Consider the following 14,458-nt stretch of genomic DNA (forward strand, 5'->3'; position numbering starts at 1 on the left):
GCGACGGCCTGCCGGGTGCAGCCGAGCAGAGGATGATGCGGATGACGCGGTGGCGGCGTGGACGCGCGCCGTGGCGCGGACGTCACCCGCCGGTCGACGATGGAGACGGGTACGTCGCCGCCGCCCGGTGCCGGCGTGGTCGGCTCGCTTGCCGGGTGGGGCGCGCGAACGCACGCGCGGCGTGATGGCCGCGCGAGTGCGGAAAATTATAGCCAGCGCCGCCGCTCACCGGCAATCGGGCTGCGGCGGCGCGTCAATCGATCGATTGCGCCTGCGCGGAGGCGGTGCTTTGCAGCTGGAAGTGGCCGTCGTCGTTGAAGAGCCAGCCTTCCATCAGTTCGAGCCGGCCGTTGCCGTCGAGCAGCCGCGACGGCGGGGCCGGCAGCGGTGCCGAGCGGCGCAGCGACGCGAGCGCGAGCGCTTCCGCTTCGCTGTCGCCGTTGCTGCGGTAGACGGATGCGTTCACCACGCGGCCGCTGCCATCGACGGTGAAGGCGACGACGACGAGCGAACGCAGCATCGCCTGCGGTGTGCCGTGCAGCATGCCGGACGGATTGCGTTCGGCGACACGATGGGCAACCTCGACGCGATACTGGTCGAGGCTGCCGCTGCGGGTGACCGACGGAATCGTCAGGACCGAGCGTAGCGACGAGGGCGGCGTGATCGTGCACGCGGCAAGCAGGGCGACGACGGCCAGCGTCGCAACACGAAGCCGCGCGACGCGCGGACGGAGAAGGGGGCGCATGAGGTGATGGCCAGGAGGGACGATAAAAAAATGATAGGCGTACCGGCGCGCGGCGATATGGGGAGAAACGCATAGCGCGCGGGACCGGTCGCTGCTATCGCTGATGATGACGGCCGGGTGCCGCGTCGTGCCGTGTACATCGCGATGTGACGCGACAGGTGACAGCGTGCGCGGTGGACGCGCCTGTTGGAGGGTTGAAAGCGATGGCGTGCAGCGTTCGTCCGGCCGGGCGACGCGGTCATCTGATGCGGCAACCTCGGCTTGCCGCGCGCACGCTGGCAAGCGATGCCGGCCGGCTCAGAAGCCGTGCGTGACGAGCGACAGTACCGACAGGTCGGGATGCGTGCCGTCGATGATGCTCTTGCCGATGTGCACGGCTTCGCGGGTGGCCTCGTCGAGGCTCGCGAAGCTTTCCTCGCCGTCCGCGTGGAACGGCACCGCATGGCCGGGCAGCGCGGGATTCACGCCCGGATGGCACACGTAGCCGGTGTAGGTATAGCGCGTGTCGCTGCCGGGCATCGCGGCCGGCACGACATGGATCTCGAAGCCTTCGTAATCGACGGGTTCCGTCGCGCTCGACAGGTCGGTCATGGCGATCTCCGTGTGCCGCGCGCAGGGTGGCGCGTGCGGCATCGAATACGCGGCGGCGTTCGTGTCGCCGTGTTGAACGAATTCTAGGCGATGGCGGGGCGGGCCGGGAGGCGTCCGGCGCGGTGCGACGCAACGACGGGCCGCTGCCGGGCCCGTGGCTCAGATGCCGCGCGAGGTTCGGCACGAACGCGCGTGCCGTTCCGATTGACGGATTCGCGCGCCGCGCTGCGTCATTGTTTGCAGCGCGCGTTCTTGCGCTGCACGACGATGATCACCGGGTATTTCTGGCCATGATCGAGCTCCACGCGCGCCACGACCGTCAGCGTCGCTGGATCGGAATCGTCGTACACGCTGACCTGTTCGTTGCGCAGATAGGTCACGCCGGTACAGTTCGACGTGCGTCCGTCGTCGCCGACCTTGCACTGGAGGTCGTTGTCCTTCAGGTAGTTGTAGGGCGACGGGCTCGCGAGGTATTCGCTCAGGCCGCGCGGCGAGCCGCCGACGCCGGTCACGTACGCGATCGCGCACGACGCCTGCGCGTCGCTGCCGGAGGCGGTGTCGGCCGCTGCATGCATGCTGGCGGCGGCCAGCACGGCGACGAGCGACGAGACGAGGAAGGGCTTCATGACGTGGATTTCCCGTTTCGCGAATCGGAGCGCCGGATTGTAACGGCATCCGGCGGGGCGCGTCGGGAAGTGCGGGGCACGGCCACCAGGCTGGTCGGCGATTTGACTGTAGAATCGCGGCCTGAGAGCGCCAGCCATCATCTGGTGAAAAAACGACGGCAAAAGAAACAATAGAGGGATTGGAATGAGTGCGCAGGACATCGTGCGGGCGTTTTAAGGAGGCTTGATCCAGCAGGACCGCCTGCTGAAACTCGACACTCCGCTCGGGCCCGATGTGTTGTTGCCGCAGCGTGCGGCGGGACTTTCGCGCATCGGCCGGCATTACGACTTCACGCTCGATGTGCTGTCGACACGCAGCGACGTCAAGCTGAAGAGCCTGATTGGGCAGCCCGTTACCCCGTGGATCCAGCAGCCGAAACAGTCGTATCTGCCCCGACACGGTTATGTCTATATGGTGCGGATACCAGCAAGATCGGCCGCTTTTACTGGCTGGGACTCGGTGCGTTCGCATCGAAGCAGGTCGCCGCGACGCTCGCGCTGTGGCAGGTGCGATATGCCGGGCGCTGGACCGAATTGCGGGCTGGGCTAGGCCGCGGCAATCTCTGGCTCTTCAACGACGTGCTGGCGTGGTTCTACGCGTATGCCGCCGGGTCTGATACGTTCGACAAGTGCGTGCAATCGCGTGACAGCACCCAGTTCGTCAAGCAGGTCGCGGTCAACTTTACTCGGCAGGTTGGATACGACGAAGCGATCGACAAGGTACCGTTCGAAATCGACGGAGAAACCGGCGCCAAGAAAAAGCAACTGGGCTATCTCAAGTCCACGCCGATTATTGTTGCCGGATTCAACAAGGTAAAGCAGTGGGAAGCGGGCGATGAGCAAAGCCGGGCGATCTGGGCTTTCCAGCATCTGATTTTGATTGCGCAACACGAGCAGGGCGAGGTGTTGCAGGGGCTGATTTACGAAAACAAGAAGTTCAAGCGATGGCTTGGCGTGCAGCGTGGCGCACTGGCGTCTTCGGACGATACGGCGATCAACAACTCGGTCCAGTCGATGCAGCACGGCCTGTCGGACGGTTCCGAGATTGCGCTGGCGCCGGTCATTCGCGCGCTGGTTCCCAGCCTTCAACTCGTGCTCACGGCCGATGATAAGACTGACAGCATCGAATTCAGATCGGACGCGCCGGACCGTCTGGTTCTGGAGGACTATCAGAAGCGCATGGACTGGATCCAGACGGCAGCAACGAAGTACGACGGGTTGATGCAGGGACCCAGGAGGCAAGTCATGCTCGATTATCTCGGAACGATCAAAAGCTGGGGCGACAGACCCGATACCTGATGAAAAAGACTCATTTCCTTGTACTGATTCTCGGGGCGTTCCTGCTCGGCGTCGTGCTCTCATCGCACAACGGGAATGCCCGCTCAACCCTCGACAACCGCAACGGCATGAATCCATCACTTACAGTTATCCGGCTCGGCGATCCCAAGGACTCTGATCTCAACGGTCCGGGCGCGTCTGTCGACACTCATCCGTCCGGCACGAGCTTTTATCAGCATGAGTGGATGCGCGGTAATCTCGGCACGGTGAAGTTCGTGCAGGGAACGCATGGTTTCGTGCTGGACAACGTGCTGTCCGCGGTGGGTTCCGCGGACAAGGACGTGCCGGGCGGCATCTACACGTGGAATATCAATTTCGGCGTCAGTCCCGAGCAGGCCGACACGCACGAGGCCGCACTGGCGCGCATGACGAAACTGTTTCAGGATCTGCGCGCGAACGGCTGGGTCCGGTACATCGACGTCAGCAATCCGCGCCTGACCGGCAAGCAGGCGTGGGACTACATGAAAACGTATTCGATCTATTCCCTCGATTCTGGCTACACGCCGACGATCGAGGAGTGGAAGGCCGCCGTGAAGGAAATGCCGAGATGGGTTTTTTATGCAGATGGCGCCTATCTGGAGATTTCACTGTCGGAGCGAAACATGGGCGGCTTTGTCGGGAAGACGACCTATCTTCTGACGGCTCGCATTAGGAACGAGTATGCGTTCTACGGGCTGGGGTATTTCCCCGGGAACGCTGAAAAAATTCGTAACTGGAAGGCGTTGTTGCCCGCGGAACTGCAGAAGTACCATGCGAAGCGCATTGCTACCGAGGCTGCCCTGAAGGGGCAGGGCTATACGATCGACACGGCCTATCAGGATCCGCCGATCCAGGCGTTGAAGTGACGTGTCCGCCCATTCGTGACGAGGTGATGCAGGTGAGGCGAGCGACAGTAGGCGGGAAGGCGCAGATCGTGGTCGGCGACACGACCAGTCATGGCGGGCGGGTGATTTCCGGCAGCCCTTCTTCGACGTGGGGACGCGACGCAATTCCGATCGCGCGCAAAGGCGACAAGGTGACCTGTCCGATTTGCGCACCTCATGTCTTCGAGATCGCGGAGGGTTGTTCGATCAGTCTGGATTTTGGTGCACCGGTCGCGCTGGAAGGGCACACGACGACGTGCGGCGCGGTGCTGCTGGCCGAGTCCGGCGGTGCCGAGTCGTGAACGGAATCGTTGATCGCCGCGTGACCACGCACGCGAACCGCGTCGACGATGCGCCGTGAGTGGCGCAGGCGGATGTGCTCAGCACCGGATAACTGTCGGAAACGAAAAACGGGCCAAGCGGCCCGTTTCCTTTGAAACCCTGGCGGAAGCGGTGAGATTCGAACTCACGGACAGTTTCCCGTCGCTGGTTTTCAAGACCAGTGCCTTAAACCGCTCGGCCACGCTTCCACACGAGGCGGCATTGTAACCGAAATGCCGCCTCGTTCATTCGTTCAGTCGTCGCGCAGGAACAATTCCTGCAGGTCGTTGAGGAAACGCTGGCCGAGCGGCGTCGGCGCGATTTGCGTGAAATCGCGCGTGATCAGTCCGCGCCGCTCCGCTTCCTTCAGCGCCGGCTCGATCGTGCTCATCGGCAGGCCGGTGCGTTCCGCGAAGCTGTGCACGGGGAAGCCCTCGACGAGCCGCAGCGTGTTCAGCATGAATTCGAACGGCAGGTCGCGCGTGCCGACTTCGCGCTCTTCCTGCACGGCCGCGCCGGCCTTCGCCTGCTCGATGAAGGTCGCCGGATGCTTGTAGCGTGCCTGCCGCAGGATCCGGTTCGGGAACGACAGCTTCGTATGGGCGCCCGCGCCGATGCCGAGATAGTCGCCGAAGCGCCAGTAGTTCAGGTTGTGCTTGCACTGATGATTCGGCTTCGCGTACGCGGACACTTCGTAGCGCCCGTAGCCGGCTTCGGCCGTGCGCGCATGGATCCATTCCTGCATGTCGGCCGACGCGTCGTCGTCGGGGACCACCGGCGGGAACTTCGCGAACAGCGTATTCGGCTCGAGCGTCAGGTGATACAGCGACAGGTGCGGCGGCGCGAACGACAGCGCGGTCTCGATGTCGGTGCGGCATTCGTCGAGCGTCTGGTTCGGCAATGCGAACATCAGGTCGAGGTTGAAGTTGTCGAAGTTCTTCGCGGCGATCTCGACGGCCGCGCGTGCCTGCGCGGTGTCGTGAATCCGGCCGAGCGCCTTCAGGTGCCCCTCGTTGAAGCTCTGGATGCCGACCGACAGGCGGTTCACGCCGCTTGCGCGGAACTGCGCGAACTTCGCGGCTTCGAATGTGCCCGGATTCGCCTCGAGCGTGATCTCGGCATCGGCATCGAGCGGCAAGAGCGCGCGCACGTCGGACAGCATCCGGTCGAGACCGGCCGCCGACAGCAGGCTCGGCGTGCCGCCGCCGATGAACACGGTATGCACCTGCCGGCCCCACACGAGCGGCAGCGCCTGCTCGAGATCGGCGCGCAACGCGTCGAGATACTCGGTTTCCGGAAACCGCTCGCCTTTCCATTCGTGCGAGTTGAAATCGCAGTACGGGCACTTGCGCACGCACCACGGGAAATGCACGTACAGCGCGAGCGGCGGCAGCGACGTGAGGCGCACCTGGCCGGGCGACGTGAAGGTCGCGACGACGCGCGCGCCGGTTTCCGCAGCCTGGCTCATGCGGCCTCCCGCAGCGAATGGGTGTCGGGTACGGTCATGCTTCCTCCGCGAGCCGCGCGAGCAACGCCTTCAGCGCCAGCGCGCGATGGCTGTGCGTGTTCTTCACGGTGGGTTCGAGTTCGGCGGCCGTCGCGCCGAGCGACGGCAGGTAGAAATACGGGTCGTAGCCGAATCCGTGTTCGCCGCGCGGCGTGTCGACGATCTCGCCGGCCCAGCGACCTTCGGCGAACAGCGGCTCCGGGTCGTCCGCATGGCGGACGAGCGCGAGCACGCAACAGTAGTATGCGCGCCGGTCGCCGATGCCGCGCAGTTGCTCGACGAGATACGCGTTGTTCGCCGCGTCGCCCTTGTCGCGGCCCGCGCGCTGCGCGTAGCGGGCCGAATAGACGCCCGGCGCGCCGCGCAGCACGCGCACGCACAGGCCCGAATCGTCGGCGATCGCCGGCAGCCCGGTGAGCCGCGACGCGTGACGCGCCTTGGTCAGCGCGTTCTCGATGAACGTGCCGAACGGCTCTTCCGCCTCGGGCACCGCGAGGTCGCCCTGCGGGACGATCTCGATGCCGACCGTCGAGAACAGCGCGGTGAATTCGCGCAGCTTGCCCGGGTTGTTCGACGCGAGAACGATGCGCGACAGCGGCGCGACGGTGCGGTCGTCAGGCATGGCTCGCACCCAGGACGTCTTTCTGCAACTGCACGAGCTCGGCGATCCCGCCCTGCGCGAGGTCGAGCAGCGCATTCATCTCGGCGCGCGAGAACGGCACGCCTTCGGCCGTGCCCTGGACTTCGACGAAGCCGCCCGCGCCCGTCATCACGACGTTCATGTCGGTGTCGCAGCGCGAATCTTCCGCGTAGTCGAGGTCGAGCACCGGTGCGCCTTCGTACACGCCGACCGAAATCGCGGCGACGTGATCGGTGATCGGCGAGCGCGTGAGCTTGCCGGCCGCGATCAGCGTCGACACGGCGTCGTGCGCGGCGACGAACGCGCCGGTGATGCTGGCCGTGCGCGTGCCGCCGTCGGCCTGGATCACGTCGCAGTCGATGTGGATGGTGCGCGGGCCCAGCGCCTCGAGATCGAACACCGCGCGCAGCGCGCGGCCGATCAGGCGCTGAATTTCCTGGGTGCGGCCCGTCTGCTTGCCGCGCGCGGCTTCACGGTCGCTGCGCGTGTGGGTCGCGCGCGGCAGCATCCCGTATTCGGCGGTCAGCCAGCCTTGCCCGCGCTCGCGCAGGAATTCGGGCACGCGCTCGGCGACGCTCGCGGTGCAGAGCACCTTGGTGTCGCCGAATTCGACCAGCACGGAGCCTTCGGCGTGTTTCGTGTAGTGGCGCGTGAGGGCGACCTTGCGCAGTTCGTCGGCGCGGCGGCCGCTCGGGCGGGAAACGGAAGACGTCATGGGGAAATCGCGGAAGAAGAGGAAACCCCGATTTTAGCGCCGAACGGCGGGCGCGCCCGGCGGGGTGGTCCGCAAAAATGGGATAATGCGCGCTTGCCGCCCCGCGCTTTCCGATGCGCCGGGCGCCTCGACATATCCCCCCGCCCGCGAGGGCACCAGACGGCGAGACGAACCATGATCTACAGCATGACGGGCTACGCGAGCGCGACGCGCGAACTCGTGACGGCCACCGGCAACGGCGGCACCAGCGTGTCGGTCGAACTGCGCACCGTGAACTCGCGCTTCCTCGATCTCAATTTCCGGATGCCGGACGACGTGCGCGCGTGCGAACCCGCGCTGCGCGAAATGCTGATGAACAAGCTGTCGCGCGGCAAGGTCGACGTGCGCATCAACCTGCAGCGCGGCGAGCAGAGCATCGGCGCGGGCGCGCTGAACCAGTCGGCGCTCGGCCAGCTTGCCGAGCTCGAGCGCGCGGTGCTCGATTCGTTCCCGGGCGTCGGCCGCCTGCGCGCGGGCGAAATCCTGCGCTGGCCCGGCGTGCTCGCCGAGAGCGGCGTGTCCGCGGAAGCGATCCGCGACGCGGTGCTCGCCTGCGGCAAGGAAGCGATCGGCGAGCTCGTCGTCGTGCGTTCGCGCGAAGGCGCGCAACTGGCGACGATGCTGCTGTCGAACGTTACCGAGATGGAGGCGATCGTCGCGCGCATCACGCCGCTCGTGCCGGAGCTGATCGCGAAGCACCAGCAGAAGATCGTCGAGCGGCTGCAGGAAGCGCTCGGCCTCGCGGCGCCCGAAGGCGGCTCGACGGTCGTCACGCGCGAGGAAGCCGCGGAGCGCATCCGTCAGGAAGTGACGATGTACGGGATCCGGATCGACATCGCGGAAGAGCTGTCGCGGCTCACCGCGCACCTGAACGAAACGCGTCACGTGATCGAGAAGGGCGGCCGCGTCGGCAAGCGTCTCGACTTCATGATGCAGGAACTGAATCGCGAAGCGAACACGCTCGGCTCGAAGGCGGCGGCGAAGGAACTCGCCGATGCGTCGATGGCGCTGAAGCTGCTGATCGAGCAGATGCGCGAGCAAGTGCAAAACCTGGAGTAACAGCAACATGACCGACCTTAACCGCGACGGCCACGCGTCGCATTCGCTGCATGGCGGCGTCTATCCCGGCAACCTGTTCATGGTCGTCGCGCCGTCGGGCGCCGGCAAGTCGACGCTCGTGAACGCGCTGCTGTCGAAGGACAGCGACATCTGCCTGTCGATCTCGTACACGACGCGCAAGCCGCGCCCGGGCGAGCAGGACGGCCAGCACTACCACTTCACGACCGTCGAGGATTTCCGCGCGCGTCACGCGGCGCACGAATTCCTCGAGAGCGCTGAAGTGCACGGCAACTACTACGGCACGTCGCGCGTCTGGATCGAAGAGCAGATGAAGAACGGTCACGACGTGCTGCTCGAAATCGACTGGCAGGGTGCGTTGCAGGTGAAGAAGCAGTTCCGCAACGCGGTCGGCATCTTCATCCTGCCGCCGTCGCTCGACGCCCTCGAGGAGCGCCTGAAGAAGCGCGGCCAGGATGAACCGAACGTGATCACGCGACGCCTGCTGGCCGCCGGCAGCGAGATTGCGCACGCGTCGGAAGCGGAATACGTGGTGATCAACGAGAATTTCGAGCGTGCGCTCGCGGAACTCGAATGCATCGTCGCGGCGACGCGCCTGCGTTTTGCTTCGCAGTACGCGCGACACACGGAGCTGTTCATCGACCTCGGCGTCCATCTGCCCCACGCGGAATGACGCGGGGCACGAGGGACATAAGGTAGAATAAGGACTATATTCAGAAGGAATTACCAACATGGCTCGCATTACCGTCGAAGACTGCCTGAAGCAAATCCCGAACCGCTTCGAACTGGCGCTCGCCGCCACCTATCGCGCGCGGCAGCTCGCGCAAGGCCATACGCCGAAAATCGAAAGCCGCGACAAGCCGACCGTCGTCGCGCTGCGCGAAATCGCTGCCGGCCAGGTCGGCGTCGAGATGCTGAAGAAGGTGCCGGTGTAACGCGCATCCGGCCCGTTCCAGCCATGTAGTCCACGCGCGCAACGACTCGACCTGGAGGCGAATATGAGCACCACCCCATCGTCCGCCTCCGCGGATTCGACCACCGAAGCCACGGCCCAGTCGCCTGCGCGCCAGTACATCGACGCGGTCCTCGAACAGTCCTTCCGGCATCTGTTCGGGCCGACCGCCACGCCGGAGCAGCCGCGCAAGCACGGCGTCGTTTCGATCGCGAAACTGACCGCCGCGCTTGCCGAGTATCTCGGTCCGGACGAAATCAAAGAGGTCAAGGCGGCGTTCCACTTCAGCGACGAAGCCCACCTCGGTCAATATCGCCAGAGCGGCGAGCCCTACATCACCCATCCCGTCGCCGTCGCGGAAATCTGCGCCGGCTGGAAGCTCGACGCGCAGGCCGTGATGGCCGCGTTGCTGCACGACGTGATGGAAGACCAGGGCGTGACCAAGAACGAGCTGGCCGAGCGATTCGGCCCGAAGGTCGCCGAGCTGGTCGACGGCCTGTCGAAGCTCGACAAGATGGAATTCCGCAGCCGCGAGGAAGCGCAGGCGGAAAACTTCCGCAAGATGCTGCTCGCGATGGCGCGCGACGTGCGCGTCATTCTCGTCAAGCTCGCCGATCGCCTGCACAACATGCGTACGCTCGGCGCGGTGCCGATGGAAAAGCGCCGCCGCGTCGCGCGGGAAACGCTCGACATCTACGCACCGATCGCGCACCGGCTCGGCTTGAACAACACGTATCGCGAGCTGCAGGACATGAGCTTCGCGAACTTCAACCCGCATCGCTACGCGACGCTCGAGAAAGCCGTGAAGGCCGCGCGCGGCAATCGCCGCGAAGTGATCAGCAAGATCCTCGAGGCCGCGCAGCGCGCGATGGCCGACGCGAAGATCGACGCTGAGATCACCGGCCGCGAGAAAACCATCTACAGCGTCTATCGCAAGATGCGCGACAAGCAGTTGTCGTTCTCGCAGGTGCTCGACGTGTACGGCTTCCGTGTCGTCGTCGACAGCCCGCTCGACTGCTACACGTGCATCGGCGCGCTGCATGCGCTGTACAAGCCGGTGCCCGGCAAGTTCAAGGATTACATCGCGATCCCGAAGATCAACGGCTATCAGTCGCTGCACACGACGCTCGTCGGCCCGTTCGGCGCGCCGATCGAGTTCCAGGTGCGTACGCGCAAGATGCACGAGATCGCCGAGGCGGGCGTCGCCGCGCACTGGCTGTACAAGAACGGCAGCGCGGATCTCAGCGACGTGCAGAAGCGCGCGCACCAGTGGCTGAAGTCGCTGCTCGACATCCAGAGCGAGGCCGGCGATTCGAGCGAGTTCCTCGAGCACGTGAAGATCGACCTGTTCCCCGATGCGGTCTACGTGTTCACGCCGAAGTCGAAGATCATGGCGCTGCCGCGCGGCGCGACGGCGCTCGATTTCGCGTATTCGATCCACAGCGATCTCGGCAACCAGTGCGTGGCCGTGAAGATCAACAACGAGCTGCTGCCGTTGCGCACCGAATTGAAGAGCGGCGACATCGTCGAGGTGATCACCGCGCCGTATTCGAAGCCGAACCCCGCGTGGCTGGGCTTCGTGCGTACCGGCAAGGCGCGCTCGGCGATCCGTCACTACCTGAAGACGATGCGCCTGAACGAGTCCGTGCAGCTGGGCGAGCGGCTCGTCGACCAGAGCCTGAAGGGCTATGGTCTCGCGCTGGCCGACGTCGAGCCGGAAGTGTGGGAGAAGCTCGTGCAGTGGACGGGCAACAAGAGCCGTCAGGAAATCTTCGCGGACATCGGTCTCGGCCGTCGCGTCGCCGCGGTGATGGCCAAGCGCATCGAGGTGCTGATGAGCGGCCGCGATGCGGACGACGATCTGCCGAAGTCCGAGCGGCATCCCGCGCATCATGCGCCGCCGGTCGTGATCACCGGCACCGAAGGGATGTCCGTGCAGTTGTCCGCATGCTGCCGGCCGATTCCGGGTGACGCGATCATGGGTTACATCGGCATCGGTCTGGGCATGGCGATTCATACGACGGATTGCCGGGTCGCGCAGCGCATCCATCGCCGCGATCCGGGCCGCTGGATCGACGTCGAATGGGCGCCGCAGCCGGGCCGTCTGTTCGATGTCGCGGTGAAGGCGCTCGTGAAGAATACGAAGGGCATCTTCGCGCGCGTCGCCGCGGACATCACGTCGGCCGACGCGAACATCGTCCATATTGCGATGGACGAGGATCTGACGCACGAATCGACGGTGCTGCGCTTCGTGATCCAGGTCAGCGACCGCGTGCACCTCGCGAACGTGATGCGGCGCGTGAGAACCAATCCGGACGTGATGCGGATCATGCGCGAGCGCTCGACTGACGACGGTGCGCATGCGCGCCATGACGGCGGGATGCGAATCGAGCGCGAGCGGCAGGATTACTGACGCTGACGCGCACCCTCGCGGGTGAATGCGTTGATCGACGGACGGCGGCCGATGGCCGCCGTTTTCATTGGGGCCGGCGAAAGCGCGCGCGACGTTGCCGGTGCTTTGCCCAAGGCGTGCGGATGATGGCGCGAACGAAGGAGGGGCGCAAAAAGAAAAAGGGCTTTCCCGGAGGAAAGCCCTTTTAAGGTGGCGCGGCTGGCAGGATTCGAACCCACGACCCCTTGGTTCGTAGCCAAGTACTCTATCCAACTGAGCTACAGCCGCACGCAAAACGGTACTGCTTCAACTGTCGGAACCTTCTGCGATGGGAAGGCCCCCAAAAAAGTGGCGCGGCTGGCAGGATTCGAACCCACGACCCCTTGGTTCGTAGCCAAGTACTCTATCCAACTGAGCTACAGCCGCACGCAACAACAAACTTCTACTGCTTCGAACTGAAAGGGCCTTCGGTTGGGAAGGCCCTCGAAAAAGTGGCGCGGCTGGCAGGATTCGAACCCACGACCCCTTGGTTCGTAGCCAAGTACTCTATCCAACTGAGCTACAGCCGCACGCAGAAGCGGAAGTATAGCAGAGTCGTATAAAAAGGGAAGCCTTATTCGCGAATTAGGGTGCATGACCTTGGCCGGCCCCCTTCGTGTACCCTTGGGGGGATCAGTCATCCACGTTGAATCTGCATCATGAACAAGGCGTTTGTCAAAGAGTCGGACGGTGACGACGACGATCTCGACCCGGCTCAACCCGCGATTCCGGCGGGCGCGAAGAACTACATCACGCCGGCCGGCCACAAGCGGCTGAGGGACGAGCTGCTGAACCTGATCGACGTCGAGCGTCCCGAAGTCGTGCGGCTCGTGTCGTGGGCCGCATCGAACGGTGACCGGTCGGAGAACGGTGACTACATCTACGGCAAGCGGCGGCTTCGCGAGATCGATCGCCGCATCCGCTTCCTGACGAAGCGGCTCGACCTCGCGGAAGTCGTCGACGCGAGCCGACAGGAGAATGTCGACCAGGTGTTTTTCGGCGCGACGGTCGATTACGAGACGCCGGACGGCGAGGATCATACGGTGACGATCGTCGGGATCGACGAGGTCGATCTCGACCGCGGCTGCGTCAGCTGGATTTCGCCGGTCGCGCGTGCGCTGATCAAGGCGAAGATCGGCGATACCGTCACGCTGATGACGCCGGCGGGCCCCCAGCCGATCGACATACTCGACGTCCGGTATCCGGCACGGGGCGACGCCTGAGCGTCGACGGTGCGGCACGGCAAAGAAAAAGCGCCCCGACGGGGCGCTTTTCCGTTCCGGTGTATGGTGCGGTGCCGGTGGCTCAGAAACGGTGACGCAGGCCGGCGGTCACGGCGATCTGCTTGTTGCTCGACGAAGCGCCACCGAGGCCATTGACATAGGCGCCGATGCCCAGGCCGTCCGTGCTGACGCGCTGATACACGCCTTGCACATACACGTCGGTCCGCTTGGACAGCGCATAGTCGGTCTGCAGGTTGAACTGATTCCAGCCCGGATGACGGCCGTCCAGGAAGCCCGCGGTGTACGTGTACGACCCGGCCAGCGACAACGCCGGCGTGAGCGCGTAGCGCGCGTTCACTTCGTAGTTGTTGAAGCGGGCAAACGTGCCGTTGAGACCCAGGCCGGTCGACACGCCCGACGCACCGGCAGAGATGCCGAGCGCCCGGTTCACGCGCGATTGCGTGAAGACGAAGCCGGCCGTTGCCGGACCGAACGTGTAGTTCAGGCCACCGCCGAACACGCGCTGACGCTTGCCGACGAACGTGTTGTCGCCTGCCACCGCGCCGGCGCCGTTGGTGACCGCGGCCGACGTGAGCCCCGAGATGTCGTTGTTCAGCTGCAGATAGCCGGCGCCGATATTGAAGCCGGCGTAGGTGTACGACACCCCCGCGCTGTATGCACGGTTGTTCGAGAACTGGCTGCTGTTCGAGAAGCCGTACAACGCCCCGAACTTCAGCCCGCCGAAATTGACGCTCGTATATTTGACGGCGTTGTTGATCCGGAACGAATTGTTCAGGTTGTCGTTATCGAACGGGTGGGCAAACTGGGTGCCGCCGAATTGCGTGCCGGTCAGCGACAGCGGGCCGATATAGTCGACGACGCTATCGTATTGGCGACCGAGGGTGATGGCGCCGAACTGCTCCTGCGACAGGCCGACGAATGCCTGGCGGCCGAACTCGCGGCCATTCTGGCCGAGCGTGCCGTTGGCGATGTTGAAGCCGTTTTCCAGCACGAAGATCGCTTTCAGGCCGCCGCCGAGATCTTCCGTGCCGCGCAGACCCCAGCGGCTCCCGTTGATCTGGCCGCTGCGTTCGGACCACGAGCTGTGGCCGCCCTGATTGTTCGTATAGGTGATGCCTGCGTCGATCAGGCCGTACAGCGTAACGCTGCTTTGAGCATGGGCTGCGGTAACGAATACACCCGACAACGCGGTGACGATCAGGGTTTTTTTCATGGATCTGTCTCCAAACAGGATGATGTCGATCGAACCTGCGGCGGACTGGCCGTGTTTTGCTTGACGCTGTAGCCGGTCCCGCAGAACGGCGGTGCGCTTATCAGAAAGCCATGTGCA

General features: G+C 64.6%; 15 protein-coding genes, 4 tRNA genes and 1 pseudogene. 9 read left to right on the forward strand and 11 right to left on the reverse strand.

The window, feature by feature from the left end:
- Positions 1–253 precede the first annotated feature (253 nt).
- The 3 genes from H0X95_RS05255 to H0X95_RS05265 form a co-directional block, all read right to left on the reverse strand.
- Positions 254–745: an energy transducer TonB family protein gene (locus H0X95_RS05255; protein WP_006486614.1), complete on the reverse strand. Its 492-nt coding sequence runs from the start codon at positions 743–745 to the stop codon at positions 254–256.
- 297 nt (positions 746–1,042) lie between these two features.
- The gene (locus tag H0X95_RS05260) at positions 1,043–1,336 is read right to left on the reverse strand and encodes a hypothetical protein (protein ID WP_006486651.1); all 294 of its coding nucleotides are present in this window, start codon (positions 1,334–1,336) and stop codon (positions 1,043–1,045) included.
- Between the two features lie 230 nt (positions 1,337–1,566).
- Positions 1,567–1,962 carry a hypothetical protein gene (locus tag H0X95_RS05265; RefSeq protein ID WP_006486642.1) on the reverse strand — a complete coding sequence of 132 codons (396 nt, stop codon included), beginning with the start codon at positions 1,960–1,962 and terminating at the stop codon, positions 1,567–1,569.
- Positions 1,963–2,185: 223 nt separating this feature from the next.
- Between H0X95_RS05265 and H0X95_RS05270 the strand changes: the two are divergent.
- The 4 genes and pseudogenes from H0X95_RS05270 to H0X95_RS05285 all read left to right on the forward strand — a co-directional run.
- A pseudogene (locus tag H0X95_RS05270) lies at positions 2,186–2,422 on the forward strand (contractile injection system protein, VgrG/Pvc8 family); the annotation flags it as partial.
- A complete protein-coding gene (locus H0X95_RS05275; RefSeq protein ID WP_196445956.1) occupies positions 2,362–3,300 on the forward strand; it encodes a DUF2515 family protein in 939 nt (312 codons plus the stop codon). The pseudogene H0X95_RS05270 and the gene H0X95_RS05275, both read left to right, overlap by 61 nt.
- Positions 3,300–4,184 (forward strand): hypothetical protein, encoded by an 885-nt coding sequence (locus H0X95_RS05280; RefSeq protein WP_034200876.1) that lies wholly within the window; start codon positions 3,300–3,302, stop codon positions 4,182–4,184. Before H0X95_RS05275 ends, H0X95_RS05280 begins: the two co-directional genes overlap by 1 nt.
- A 68-nt stretch (positions 4,185–4,252) precedes the next feature.
- Positions 4,253–4,504: a PAAR domain-containing protein gene (locus H0X95_RS05285; RefSeq protein ID WP_306172189.1), complete on the forward strand. Its 252-nt coding sequence runs from the start codon at positions 4,253–4,255 to the stop codon at positions 4,502–4,504.
- Positions 4,505–4,644: 140 nt separating this feature from the next.
- Here H0X95_RS05285 and H0X95_RS05290 read toward each other — a convergent pair.
- The 4 genes from H0X95_RS05290 to rph all read right to left on the reverse strand — a co-directional run bounded on the left by H0X95_RS05290 (position 4,645) and on the right by rph (position 7,385).
- A tRNA-Ser gene (locus tag H0X95_RS05290) sits at positions 4,645–4,732 on the reverse strand.
- A gap of 44 nt (positions 4,733–4,776) precedes the next feature.
- On the reverse strand, positions 4,777–5,991 hold the full coding sequence (hemW, locus tag H0X95_RS05295) for a radical SAM family heme chaperone HemW (protein ID WP_080330736.1): 1,215 nt from the start codon (positions 5,989–5,991) through the stop codon (positions 4,777–4,779).
- A gap of 34 nt (positions 5,992–6,025) precedes the next feature.
- A complete protein-coding gene (gene rdgB / locus H0X95_RS05300; protein ID WP_062910915.1) occupies positions 6,026–6,652 on the reverse strand; it encodes an RdgB/HAM1 family non-canonical purine NTP pyrophosphatase in 627 nt (208 codons plus the stop codon).
- Positions 6,645–7,385, reverse strand: coding sequence for a ribonuclease PH (gene rph / locus H0X95_RS05305; RefSeq protein WP_006496577.1), 741 nt, complete (start codon positions 7,383–7,385; stop codon positions 6,645–6,647). Before rph ends, rdgB begins: the two co-directional genes overlap by 8 nt.
- Positions 7,386–7,559: 174 nt before the next feature.
- Between rph and H0X95_RS05310 the strand changes: the two genes are divergently transcribed.
- The 4 genes from H0X95_RS05310 (at position 7,560) to H0X95_RS05325 (ending at position 11,866) form a co-directional block, all read left to right on the forward strand.
- The gene (locus H0X95_RS05310; RefSeq protein ID WP_006486665.1) at positions 7,560–8,483 is read left to right on the forward strand and encodes a YicC/YloC family endoribonuclease; all 924 of its coding nucleotides are present in this window, start codon (positions 7,560–7,562) and stop codon (positions 8,481–8,483) included.
- Positions 8,484–8,490: 7 nt separating this feature from the next.
- Positions 8,491–9,174 carry a guanylate kinase gene (gene gmk, locus H0X95_RS05315; RefSeq protein ID WP_006486663.1) on the forward strand — a complete coding sequence of 228 codons (684 nt, stop codon included), beginning with the start codon at positions 8,491–8,493 and terminating at the stop codon, positions 9,172–9,174.
- A gap of 58 nt (positions 9,175–9,232) precedes the next feature.
- Positions 9,233–9,436: a DNA-directed RNA polymerase subunit omega gene (gene rpoZ / locus H0X95_RS05320; RefSeq protein WP_006025620.1), complete on the forward strand. Its 204-nt coding sequence runs from the start codon at positions 9,233–9,235 to the stop codon at positions 9,434–9,436.
- A gap of 63 nt (positions 9,437–9,499) precedes the next feature.
- Positions 9,500–11,866: a RelA/SpoT family protein gene (locus H0X95_RS05325; protein WP_006496576.1), complete on the forward strand. Its 2,367-nt coding sequence runs from the start codon at positions 9,500–9,502 to the stop codon at positions 11,864–11,866.
- Between the two features lie 190 nt (positions 11,867–12,056).
- Here the strand turns inward: H0X95_RS05325 and H0X95_RS05330 are convergent.
- The 3 genes from H0X95_RS05330 to H0X95_RS05340 form a co-directional block, all read right to left on the reverse strand.
- A tRNA-Arg gene (locus H0X95_RS05330) sits at positions 12,057–12,133 on the reverse strand.
- Positions 12,134–12,194: 61 nt separating this feature from the next.
- Positions 12,195–12,271, reverse strand: a tRNA-Arg gene (locus tag H0X95_RS05335).
- Positions 12,272–12,337: 66 nt separating this feature from the next.
- A tRNA-Arg gene (locus H0X95_RS05340) sits at positions 12,338–12,414 on the reverse strand.
- A gap of 129 nt (positions 12,415–12,543) precedes the next feature.
- Here H0X95_RS05340 and greB point away from each other — a divergent pair.
- Positions 12,544–13,107: a transcription elongation factor GreB gene (greB, locus tag H0X95_RS05345; RefSeq protein WP_006486618.1), complete on the forward strand. Its 564-nt coding sequence runs from the start codon at positions 12,544–12,546 to the stop codon at positions 13,105–13,107.
- A gap of 82 nt (positions 13,108–13,189) precedes the next feature.
- Here the strand turns inward: greB and H0X95_RS05350 are convergent, their stop codons facing one another.
- Positions 13,190–14,341 (reverse strand): porin, encoded by a 1,152-nt coding sequence (locus H0X95_RS05350; protein WP_006486676.1) that lies wholly within the window; start codon positions 14,339–14,341, stop codon positions 13,190–13,192.
- Positions 14,342–14,458 lie beyond the last annotated feature (117 nt).

The organism is Burkholderia sp. 9779_493, assembly GCF_015712215.1.
GTDB lineage: Bacteria > Pseudomonadota > Gammaproteobacteria > Burkholderiales > Burkholderiaceae > Burkholderia > Burkholderia cenocepacia.